The sequence below is a fragment of the Maribellus sp. CM-23 genome, from assembly GCF_021354595.1.
GTDB lineage: Bacteria > Bacteroidota > Bacteroidia > Bacteroidales > Prolixibacteraceae > Draconibacterium.
The window spans coordinates 524,935-536,427 of sequence record NZ_JADWYJ010000001.1; the positions used below are offsets into that span (position 1 = coordinate 524,935).

Here is an 11,493-nt window from a genome sequence, read left to right on the forward strand (position 1 = left end):
CAGAAATGAGCCATACGGAACCCCATAAGCATCGCACTTCAACAATGCCCTTCCGAAAAAATGAAATAAAAAGTAGAATTGTAAAAATCAGGCCAAGATTATGATCATTACTCCACTATCCGCACAAACTGATTCCTGCGGAAATGTTTATTTCAGGTAATCGTTTATAAAATCGAGACGAGGCTGAAAAATAGTCTCTTCCCATTGTTTCTGAAATTTCTTTTGCTCCAGGGCGTGCGCACGATACGGTGTTACCAATACGGTCTTTTCTCCTTTTGCCTGATTGATTGCAGCATATATTCCGGTTGGCGGGCAAGTATAATCAATCAGACCGATTTCAATCACCAAGGTTGCTTTTGATCCTTTTATGATATGAGCTGCATCGAAATACGGATACGTTTCCAGCATTTTCTCTTGGTCTTTTGAAAAAGCAAAAGGTTTGGGCCATCCTCCGGCTTCATCATGGAGGGTTCTGCCAAAATCGCACATGGCCGGCACAACTGCCACTGCCGCACTCACCCGGTTGTCCAAGCCCGCAGCTGCCAGTGTCTGTCCCCCTCCCTGGCTTTCTCCGATCACCAAAATGCGTTTGCCATCCCATTCAGGTTGACTGCACAAAAAGTCGAGCGTACGCAAAAAACGCAGGTACATCCCGCGAAAATAATTTTCGTCGCGGTTCCCGGCTCCAACCTCCCAGTAGTGATTCAACTCTCCTTCTTCCAACCCGTCGTAATATTCCTGCGGCTGACCATTCAGCATACCGTGGGCATTTAAATCGAACGACAAAGCCCCTTTTCCCATTTGAGCGTATTTCAGAGCGGTTTCAGCTCTTGACAAACACCAATGTCCCTTTACTCCTGCAGCATGCAAATACAGTACAATCGGAAGCGAGCCGGGCGCAGCGTTCTCAGGTTTGGCAAAATACCCGCGAGCCGGTTTCGGGCCCAGGCAATTGATCTCCACATCAGAGCAAATAAAACCAGCCGCTTCAGATGATACGGGTGCGCTTTCGATCTCTACGGCCAAAGCCCTTAATTCCTTTTTTTGCCGGTTCCAGTAACGGTCAAAATCCTTGGGTCGTTTTGTGGCCGGAGAAAAACCTTCCGGATCAGTTACAAAACCGGTGGATGTTACTACATCTCCTGCTTTTACGCTAAATATCATCGATGTTGGCTTGTCAAATCTCTCGTCCAGCAAAACCAGTTCCTCCCCGGGCGTTTTAATTGGCTTCCATTCTGCTTTTTCCGAAAAGTTTGTATCCACTTTCACCAGAATTGAATCTGTTTCCACCTCACTAACCAGCAAACTAACTTTTACTTTTTCTCCTTTCGAATAGATACCGTCTGCATTGCTTTGTTTCAGTACAACATTTTGGGCCAGGGAAACAAAAACTGCCAGCAAAGTAAAAACCGCGGCAAGGGTCAGGTGTTTGATTTTATTCATGGTAAAATTTATCTGATTTTCGGATGCTGAAAATACGCCTATTTCGATTGTCCGCAAAGGCTTTCCCCGGTTTATTTACTTTTCAGGCTAAACACGCGGGCTCCAAAAGTAAACGAGAACATCCTTATCCAGGTAAGCAAGAACAACACAAGGTTCAATCCTAAAGTATAATACAAAAACCGCATCAGGGCTTTGGGAAAAATTGCATCGATCGGAACCAGTATAATCAGGAAAAAATTAAGCCACAAAAGTATTTTGTCGAATACAGGTTTTGGCCCGGAAAGATACCACAAAACTAGTCCGGCCATTGCAATTACATAGGTATGTTTTTCGGCGGTGGTGCTAAACAGAATTACCCAGCCCAACAGAATGCCAAGCACCTGTGTTCTGAAAGTAACTTCGTGGTATCTTTTGTAATTCAACAGTGTGCCCGCACAAATAAACAACAAAGATATTCCCTGAATATAAGCTACATGATCTACTGCACTTTTGTATCCCAACAGATACAGCAAACGATAGATCACCTCAAAATCCAGGGGATTGTGCCGCTCCCCGATAGCCGTAAACCACGATTGATAGTAACTCAGCAGTTGTGAGCCCGGGATTTTAATTAACGGCACAAAAAACAAGCCCGCCAATAACAATACAGCAACGACCGCATTTCGCGTAAAGCGCTTGTAAAACAACAAGGTGGCCAATTGTATCAAACCGTAAATTTTGGAGAAGCCTGAAAACGACAGCAGTAAAATACCGTACATGAACTGGTTTCGTTCCAGCATCGAATAGACCAGCATAAAAAGGGATGCCACCAACAAATTTGACTGAAAATAAACCAAATCCGTCAGCGCAATCGGAAACAAAAACCAGAAAACAAAACGTTTCTTTTTAAAATCAAACTGTGGTGCCGGAAGTGCAAAAACAGCCAGGAAAAACAAAGAATAGTTGAAAGCATTCCACAGCACAGCTCCTAACCACGAAGGCAAAAAGGCAAAAACCGAGAAAAACACAGAGAACACTGGGCCATAAATGTACTGGTCGAGCGGATGCTGCCAGTTGGCGTATGGATCGATATTGTTCCAAAAATCGAGCGTTCCGAACTTATACACCAGAAAAACCTTGTAGCGCTCGTCCATTACCTTGGCTGTAGTAACCAGCAACACCAGAACAAAACCCACCCAAAAGATAAACCTGCGCGAAGCAAACAGTTGACTGATTATTTTTCCGGTCTTGTCAGGAAAAAGCATTCTGCAATAGTTAAGTAGTTTTGAAGATGAAAATTACGGATTTCTAAGCACTATTGTCCGATTAGATTATCTACTTATAAGAAGATTCTTTTTACCAATCTTTGGCTTATCAGCCGGATTTTACTCTTTGTCTTAGCACAAAGAGTAAACAGAAAAGCCAAGGCTGCGCCCGCTTCGCTCGAAAAACTACGTATTGCCGGCTAATAGTTCGGAACTCCCCCGAATACTCGGGGTCAAACAGCCGAACTCTTTTAACGCCGTCTTCACTTGTTTTTCGGCTCACCGACCGAGGCCAACCTATGTAATTTGTCACACTTCCTTCCTATTCCAGAATAAAGGTTTAAAACATTTGTAAGAGGATGATATTACACCTGCATAAAACAGAAAAGGTGGATCTTTCGAACCACCTTTTCCATTCTATGTATCTTTTTTATTACAGATCAAAACGATCCAGGTTCATCACTTTGCTCCAGGCAGCTACAAAGTCTGTTACAAATTTCTCTTTGGCATCAGCGCTTCCGTATACCTCGGCCAACGCACGTAACTCGGAGTTGGAACCAAAAATAAGATCCACACGGGTACCTGTCCATTTCAACTCGCCACTTTTCCGATCGCGTCCTTCAAACAGGTCTCCATCTTCCGAAACCGGCTTCCACACGGTTGCCATGTCCAGCAGGTTCACAAAGAAATCGTTGCTCAAAGCTTCCGGCTTTGGGGTAAACACTCCGTGCTGCGAATGATCGTAATTGGTATTCAATACACGCAGTCCACCCACCAGAACCGTCATTTCCGGTGCCGTAAGCGTCAGCAGTTGTGCTTTGTCTACCAGCATTTCTTCTGCCGATACCGAGTATTTCTTTTTCATGTAATTTCTAAATCCGTCGGCTGCCGGTTCCAGCACACCAAACGACTCCACATCGGTTTGTTCCTGGCTTGCATCACCACGCCCCGGGACAAAAGGAACCGACACATTCACACCCGCACTTTTAGCGGCCTGCTCCACACCGGCGCACCCGGCCAGTACAATCAGATCGGCCATCGAAACTTTCGCGTTCCCCGACTGCCCGTTAAATTCTTTTTGAATGCTTTCGAGTGTCCCGAGAACCGTGGCTAACTGTTCAGGATTGTTCACTTCCCAGTCTTTTTGCGGTGCCAAACGAATGCGGGCTCCGTTTGCCCCTCCCCGCTTGTCCGAACCACGGAAAGTGGATGCCGATGCCCAGGCAGTAGATACCAGCTGCGAAACCGACAAACCTGAGCCCAGTATTTTTTCTTTCAAAACGGCTATGTCCTGCTCGTTTACCAGCTCGTGTGTAACGGCTGGTATCGGGTCCTGCCAGATCAGTTCTTCCCCGGGCACTTCCGGTCCCAGGTAGCGGGCACGGGGCCCCATATCGCGGTGCGTGAGTTTGAACCATGCCCTCGCAAATGCATCGGCAAACTGATCGGGATTTTCATAAAAACGCCTGGAGATTTTCTCATAAGCCGGATCAAAGCGCAACGAAAGGTCGGTGGTCAGCATGGCAGGTGCAATTCGTTTTTCCGGGTCGTGGGCATGAGGTACGCTTCCCATTCCGGCCTGCCCCCGTGGTTTCCACTGGTGAGCTCCTGCCGGGCTTTTGGTAAGCTCCCATTCATAATCAAACAGGTTCTCAAAAAAGTTGTTGCTCCATTTGGTGGGTGTTTTGGTCCAGGTAACTTCCAGTCCGCTGGTAATTGTATCAGCACCTTTTCCGCTTCCAAAACTGCTTTTCCATCCCAGGCCCTGCTCTTCAATCGGAGCTGCTTCGGGTTCGGGGCCTACGAGCGATGCATCCCCGGCTCCGTGGGTTTTGCCAAAGGTATGACCACCCGCAATCAATGCCACGGTTTCTTCGTCGTTCATTGCCATCCGGGCAAAAGTCTCGCGAATATCTACAGCTGCTTTCAAAGGATCCGGATTTCCGTTCGGGCCTTCCGGATTAACATAGATCAAACCCATCTGCACGGCTGCCAGCGGGTTTTCCAGGTCCCGTTCGCCGGTATAGCGTTCGTCTTCGAGCCAGGTCTTCTCAGCGCCCCAGTACACATCCATTTCGGGTTCCCAAACATCTTCGCGGCCCCCCGCAAATCCAAAGGTTTTAAAGCCCATCGATTCCAGCGCCACATTTCCGGCCAGGATCATCAGATCGGCCCACGATATTTTCCGCCCGTATTTTTGTTTGACCGGCCAAATCAACCGGCGTGCTTTGTCGAGGCTCACGTTGTCGGGCCAGCTGTTAAGCGGTGCAAAACGCTGTTGCCCGGCTCCGGCTCCACCGCGGCCATCACCCGTACGGTAGGTCCCGGCACTGTGCCACGCCATTCGGATAAACAAAGGCCCGTAATGCCCGTAATCGGCCGGCCACCAGTCCTGCGAGTCGGTCATCAAGGCTTCCAGGTCTTTTTTCACCGCGGCCAGGTCCAGGCTTTTAAACGCCTCGGCATAATTAAAATCGTCACCCATCGGGTTCGATAACGACGAATGTTGCCGCAGAATATTCAGCTTTAACTGGTTGGGCCACCAGTCGCGGTTAGACGTGCCACCACCGGCACTGTGCTGCGCGACTCCCCCATGAAACGGGCATTTGCTTTCGCTATTTGCGGATGATTCGGGATGCTTGTTGTTTTCCATATTCTCAGAATTTTAAGTAGTTTGACTCAAGATACAATAACCTCTATTTATAAATCTTATGCTCTCATAATCATTACTTATACCCCGGCTTCAACAACGAAAGTTTCAATTTACAAAAGATTTGCCTCTGCATCCAAGAAAACCCCCATCAAAACAGGTGAGGGTCTGGTTATTTCTTCCCATCCTCATCCGAAAAGCAAGAGGGCCGATCCTACAGAAGATCAACTCCCTCACTACATCTGCGTTGAAACATTCCCGACATGCCGATTGTTGTTCTGGTTAATTCAATAAACTGAACAAATTTCAACAAGTACAGAACCCTATGAATCATTCAAGAACGATTGCCGGTCTCCCTTCCAATGTATGGATACTCACGATTGCACAAGCGCTGATTTTATCGGTAAGTTCGCTGGTAGTATTTGTTGGAGGACTGGTGGGCACCCAACTGGCGCCTGTCGAAAACCTGGCCACGCTTCCGGTTGCCAGCATTGTAGTTGGCACCGCCGTTGCCATCCCACCGGTTACCTTGCTCATGAATACCATTGGCCGCAGACGATCCTTTTTTATCATGATTTCCTATTCCATTGCCGTGGCATTTCTCGCGGGGTATTCCATCCTCCTATCCAACTTTTACCTTTTCTGTTTCAGCACTTTTTTATTTGGCGGAACCTATTCCTGTGTCATGCAGTTTCGGTTTGCATCGATGGAAAGTGTCGATGAGGCGCTGATTCCCAAAGCGGCATCCATGGTGCTTGTGGGCGGAATTGCGGCAGCTTTTCTGGGTCCCGAGATCGCGGTTTTCGGAAAAGACCTGCTGAAGGTGGAGTTCGCCGGTTCTTTTATTTTGCTGAGTGCTTTGTTTGTGGTGGCCATGCTGTTTCTCCTGGGTTTCAGAAACCCGGTGATCCGGGAAGAAAAAGCAGAAAGTCCGCAACGGCCTTTAAAAGCGATCTTTCAGCAGCGTATTTTTTGGGTGGCTTTGCTGAGCGCCACCATCGGTTATGCGGTAATGAGCTTTATTATGACCGCCACACCGGTGCACATGCACGTAATGGAAGGCCATTCGCTCGCACATACCAAGTGGGTAATTCAAAGCCACATTATTGCCATGTTTCTACCCTCGCTGATTACGGCGTGGATCATCAAAAAACTGGGTATCCCCTTAATGATGATGATTGGGCTGGTGGCTTACCTGGCCTGTATTGCCATTGCTTTTTTAGGACATCATTTGCTTAATTACTGGGTGTCGCTGGTTTTACTGGGCATTGGCTGGAACTTTTTGTTTATCGGCGGTACCACCCTACTGCCGCAAGCCTATCGTGCAGGCGAGCGTTTCAAAGTACAGGCGGTAAACGATTTTGTGATATTCGGAACGCAGGCGGTTGCCTCGCTTTCTGCCGGGTGGTTTATTTTTGCGGTGGGCTGGCAGGTATTGCTGTTGCTCAACCTGCCCTTTGTCTTTTTGCTGATGATTGTTATCCTGAAATGGAACAGCCGGACAACTGAACCAGCCATCACCAAAACATAAAAAAACACCCTCCCCAGAGGAAGGATGCTTTTGTTTTCACACAAAGTTTTGCCAATGCTTATTGGCAGCACAATTTAAGCTTTCGCGACTATGTTTCCGGTGCATGGCACCCCTTTGTAACAGTTACAAACCCGTGCCAACGGTGCGCGGCAACATTTTGTAACGCTTGCAAAGTGTTGCATCCGGTCGCTAGAGGCTTCTCTTTATCAGTGAATTAGGTTTTTTTCAATGGGCGGTGTTTTTACTGAAACCCGCAGCTGGCGGGGGAGTGGGGCAATCAGACTTAATCCCGGAGGGATTGCATGGTTATAGAAAAACATCGAAGCAGGAAAACGTGCGACTCCGGCCGGAGTCGGATGTTCGTTTGGCACATTTTCCAGCTACAGACATTTGAATCCTCCGGATTCTTATTACCAAACGGTCCAGCAAAGCCAGGGACACTCCAATCGCCGATCGTTTTATTGATGTCTACAAAACCATATCAATGCTTTAGCTTCCGCAGTAAAAACGATACAAAAAAACCGGGAGCGCCCCGGTTTTTGCTTTTATTCATTTCAACATATTATCCATGAATCGCCCCCACTTTATCACGCAGGGAAACGGGTTGTTGCTGACGGATCACACTTAGGATTTCGGCTAGAATGGAAACCGATATTTCGGAAGCGCTTTCGGCTCCGATATTGATCCCCGCCGGGCCATGGATCTGATCCAGAAATTCGGGTGGAATACCGGGCATATAGTCCAGTACCATCGAAAGCACCCGTTCGCGACGGCTGACCGATCCGAGCAGGCCAAGGTAAGCAGGTTGTTTATCTTTTAGCGCCATCAGGTATTGCACGTCTTTGTTAAAGCTGTGTGTCATCAGTACAACGGCTGTTTGCCCGTCAATTCTGAGACGGTTGATTTCTTCGTAGGCAGGAGTAATCAGGGCACCTGCTCCCGGAAAATAGTCACAGGATTTCTGTTCATCGGGTGAAGCCACCACGGTTACTTCCCACCCCAACAATCTGGCAGCCTTGCTGAGTTCCACGGCATCGTGTTCGGCACCAAAAATAAACAGCTGAAACAAGGGCTCAAAAGCCTGTTTGAAAACCTGCAGATCACCTTTGGGTTCAAAAGAAGGACGAAGTCTGTATTTCTTTCCACCCAGGCTGATAACAGATCCTGCATTTTCGTATTCTCCTACTTCGGGATTAAAATACGATTCCATTTCAAAGGGCAGCCTGCTTTCAAGTTGCTTTTCGAAATCGCGAAGCAGTTCTTCGGAGATAAACACCGGTTCGATCAGCAGGGTAATAATTCCTTCGCAGCCAATACGTAAACGTCCGTCGTAGGTCATGATCTTTGCCTTGCCGCTTCGGAATACATTGGCGGCCTGTCTCACGATCTCGTTCTCCACACAACCACCGCTTACGGCCCCCACCGTTTCACCGTCCTCATCGATGAGCATCCGCACTCCGGGCCGGCGGTACGAAGTCCCATCAAGCGCAACCACAGAAACAAAAACGGCTTTTTTCCCTCTTTTTTGCCACGAAGCGAGGGTATGGAAAAGAAGCTTCAGCTCGTGTGTCATTTTCTGGTCTTTAGTTAAAGTAGACTTTAAACCTCAAAGGTATTTTTAATAAAGGGCTGATGGTAATACCGGGTTCCGGTTGCCTTGTACAGCGCATTGGCCAAAGCGGCCATCACCGGCGGATAAGGCGGTTCGCCCAATCCCGTTGGGTGAATTTCGTTTTCCACAAAAGCGACATCAATCTTCCGGGGTGCCTCCGCATGGCGGATCAAACGGTAACCGTCGAAATTATTTTGTTCGGGTTCGCCGTTGTTAAAGGTAAGCTCGCCATACATCGCGGTTCCGATCCCGTCCACCACCGATCCTTCAGTCATGTTCACCGCTGCATCGGGATTAACTACAATTCCGCAATCCACTGCATTGTACACATGATCCACTTTAGGCTCGCCGTTCTCCATCACAATGTCGAGCACCTGCGCCACGTAACTTCTGTGGCAAAAATAAGCCGACACTCCGCGGTGTTTTCCCTGGCTATCTGTATCCCATCCCGATTTTTCGCGCACCAACTCCAGCACTCCGGCATAACGGGCTGCATCGTAATCGTTGTTCTCACCCACCGGGTTTTCCTGCGCACGCTTCAAGAGGTCGAGGCGGAACTGAATCGGATCCACTCCCATTTCTTCGGCCAGTTCGTCGAGGAACGACTGCTCGGCTGCCGCATTAAAGTTGGAAGCCGGAGCGCGCATCGCTCCCACACTTATATTTGATTCAACGGACCAGCTTTCGGCCAGGTAATTATCCAGTGCCCCTGCCGGAAAACGGTTCGCGTGCAGCGCACTCTCCGGAATTCCTCCCATTTTTACATGGAAAGCAGTGAGTTTATTATCGGCATCCAATGCAGCACGGTAAATCGCGTGGTACATCGGACGGTAAATACCGGCAGTCATTTCATCTTCGCGCGAGTACACCAGTTTTACAGGTGCTTTCATTTTTTGCGAAATCAGCGCCACTTCCACCATAAAATGACCATACAAACGCCGGCCAAAACCTCCTCCCATCCGGGTCATTTGTACCTCCACTTTTTCAAGCGGAAATCCCAGCCGGTCGGCCACCGTTTTGGCCATGTATTCGGGCGACTGAATGGGGCCTACCAAAACCGCACTGTCTTCTTTTACATCGGCAAAAAAGTTCATGGGTTCCATGGGGCTGTGTGCAAGAAATGGTGCAGTGTAGGTACGTTCAATCACTTTGGCAGCCTTTTTAAATGCTTCTTCCGGGTTGCCATCCTTACGAACAACGCGGGCGCTTTTGGCGGCTTCAGCGATCATCTTTTTCTTATGCTCCGTGGTACTCTCCAATCCTCCGGGGACGGTTACATCCTGTGTATTTCCGCCCCACCCGGCTGCAGAGAACTTTTGTTCGGTAAAAGGTTCCCATTCTACTGTCAACATTAGTTTGGCCGTCATCACTTCCCAGGTAGAATTCCCCACAATGGCCACCAGTTCGGTGAACGAAGAGGTATCGCACCATTGGCGGGCATAATCGTCGTTGTATACTTTCAGCGCAAAAACATCTTTGATGCCGGGCATTGTTTTTACATCGCTTGCGTCAAACGATTTCAGCGTCATACCAAATGCCGGCGGATGAACGATCATGGCGGTCAACATACCGTCCACTTTGTAATCGAGGCCAAACAATGGCTTCCCGGTAACAATTCCGAGCCCGTCCACATTTTTCTGTGAATTTCCGACAATCCGAAAATCTTTCAGGTCTTTTAGCTCCACTTCTTCCGGAACAGGAACCGCTGCTGCTGCCGAAGCAAATTCGCCATAACCGGCTTTTTTGCCACTTCCTTTGTGATGAATGACACCTAGCTCGGTGGTTACTTCTTCCACCGGAACGCTCCAGGCGTCAGCAGCTGCTTTCTTCAGCATATAACAAGCTGAAGCCCCTGCGGTGCGGAGCGCTGTCCAGGTGGTTCGGATGGAATCGCTTCCTCCGGCCAGCTGCCGTGTGTATTTTTTTGTATTGAGCGGCGCCTGCTCGACGATAACATTTTTCCAGTCTACATTCAGCTCCTCGGCCACGATCATGGGCATCGAAGTTTTTACGTTCTGCCCGATTTCGGGATTGGGCGACAGAATCGTCACCAGACCGTTTTCACCGATTTTCAGGTACGCATTCACGTCAAACCACTCGTCGGGTATCACCAAACCTTTGGGCGTATCGGACGTGCAGGCCGAAGCCAGCCAGTTAAAACCGATCAGCAGTCCGCCACCCGCTGCCAGCGAAGTTTTAAAAAAGGAACGTCGGTTGTATGTCGTTTTTACAAGTGTCATGTTTTGTGATTTTAGTTTAACCAGTTATCTCTGAAAATGGAACACTACGAATTGACCGCCGTTTTGATGGCCGCTTTAATCCGGGTATAGGTTCCGCACCGGCAAATGTTGCCGTTCATTGCCGTCTCAATTTCCTCGTCGCTTGGATTTGGATTTTCATTTAACAAAGCCACAGCCGACATAATTTGCCCTGATTGGCAATACCCGCACTGGGGCACGTCGTGTTCGAGCCAGGCTTTTTGTACCGGGTGTTCCCCGTTTTCAGAAAGGCCTTCGATGGTGGTGATTTCCTTGTCGCCCACCGAATCGACAAACGTAATGCAGGAACGCACCGCTTTCCCGTCGAGATGAATGGTGCAGGCGCCACATTGAGCCATTCCGCAGCCAAACTTGGTTCCCATCAGATCCAAATGATCCCGAAGCACCCAAAGCACGGGCGTTGAAGGATCAACATCGACCTGGTATTCTTTTTTGTTGATTTTAAGATTGAAAATTGTCATAGGATTGTTCTCTACTGGTTAAGTAAATAAAAGATAATCAATATAGTAAATAAATAGCAGACCTGTACTGCCTTTGCAAAAAATCCAGCTACTTTGTCTGTAATAAAGCAGGCTATCCTAAAACACCCATTTCCAAACAAATGTTCTGAACCTTGCAAAAGGTGCCGAACGAAAAGCGTGAAAAGCCCTACCGTCGAAAAAAACAGTGAACCGGGTTATTGAAAACAGTCGGAATAAATTACATACCCTCAACTTTTTACCGACAATTCACTC

The 11,493-nt window shown here is 48.3% G+C and carries 7 protein-coding genes; 1 reads left to right on the forward strand and 6 read right to left on the reverse strand.

Annotation, left to right across the window (positions count from 1 at the left end; genetic code table 11):
* Positions 1-147 precede the first annotated feature (147 nt).
* The 3 genes from INQ51_RS01985 to katG form a co-directional block, all read right to left on the reverse strand.
* Positions 148-1,443: an acetylxylan esterase gene (locus INQ51_RS01985; RefSeq protein ID WP_233376227.1), complete on the reverse strand. Its 1,296-nt coding sequence runs from the start codon at positions 1,441-1,443 to the stop codon at positions 148-150.
* Between the two features lie 71 nt (positions 1,444-1,514).
* Positions 1,515-2,687, reverse strand: a complete 1,173-nt coding sequence (locus INQ51_RS01990; RefSeq protein WP_233376228.1) for a glycosyltransferase 87 family protein — start codon at positions 2,685-2,687, stop codon at positions 1,515-1,517.
* 433 nt (positions 2,688-3,120) lie between these two features.
* On the reverse strand, positions 3,121-5,340 hold the full coding sequence (katG, locus tag INQ51_RS01995; RefSeq protein WP_233376229.1) for a catalase/peroxidase HPI: 2,220 nt from the start codon (positions 5,338-5,340) through the stop codon (positions 3,121-3,123).
* A 322-nt stretch (positions 5,341-5,662) separates the two neighbouring features.
* On the opposite strand from katG, the gene INQ51_RS02000 reads away from it, so the two are divergent.
* Positions 5,663-6,868, forward strand: coding sequence for an MFS transporter (locus INQ51_RS02000; RefSeq protein WP_233376230.1), 1,206 nt, complete (start codon positions 5,663-5,665; stop codon positions 6,866-6,868).
* 562 nt (positions 6,869-7,430) lie between these two features.
* Here the strand turns inward: INQ51_RS02000 and INQ51_RS02005 are convergent.
* The 3 genes from INQ51_RS02005 to INQ51_RS02015 are packed head-to-tail and all read right to left on the reverse strand — an operon-like array spanning position 7,431 to position 11,214.
* The gene (locus INQ51_RS02005) at positions 7,431-8,441 is read right to left on the reverse strand and encodes an XdhC family protein (protein ID WP_233376231.1); all 1,011 of its coding nucleotides are present in this window, start codon (positions 8,439-8,441) and stop codon (positions 7,431-7,433) included.
* A 26-nt stretch (positions 8,442-8,467) separates the two neighbouring features.
* Positions 8,468-10,720: a xanthine dehydrogenase family protein molybdopterin-binding subunit gene (locus INQ51_RS02010; protein WP_233376232.1), complete on the reverse strand. Its 2,253-nt coding sequence runs from the start codon at positions 10,718-10,720 to the stop codon at positions 8,468-8,470.
* Positions 10,721-10,764: 44 nt separating this feature from the next.
* Entirely contained in the window at positions 10,765-11,214 is a 450-nt protein-coding gene (locus INQ51_RS02015) for a (2Fe-2S)-binding protein (protein WP_368077839.1), read from the reverse strand.
* Between the last annotated feature and the right edge of the window lie 279 nt (positions 11,215-11,493).

What these genes read in the sequence shown, in the direction of transcription:
- INQ51_RS01985 (WP_233376227.1), bottom strand. Translation starts at nt 1,443, where the DNA reads ATGAATAAAATCAAACACCTGACCCTTGCCGCGGTTTTTACTTTGCTG.
- INQ51_RS01990 (WP_233376228.1), bottom strand. Translation starts at nt 2,687, where the DNA reads ATGCTTTTTCCTGACAAGACCGGAAAAATAATCAGTCAACTGTTTGCT.
- katG (WP_233376229.1), bottom strand. Translation starts at nt 5,340, where the DNA reads ATGGAAAACAACAAGCATCCCGAATCATCCGCAAATAGCGAAAGCAAA.
- INQ51_RS02000 (WP_233376230.1), top strand. Translation starts at nt 5,663, where the DNA reads ATGAATCATTCAAGAACGATTGCCGGTCTCCCTTCCAATGTATGGATA.
- INQ51_RS02005 (WP_233376231.1), bottom strand. Translation starts at nt 8,441, where the DNA reads ATGACACACGAGCTGAAGCTTCTTTTCCATACCCTCGCTTCGTGGCAA.
- INQ51_RS02010 (WP_233376232.1), bottom strand. Translation starts at nt 10,720, where the DNA reads ATGACACTTGTAAAAACGACATACAACCGACGTTCCTTTTTTAAAACT.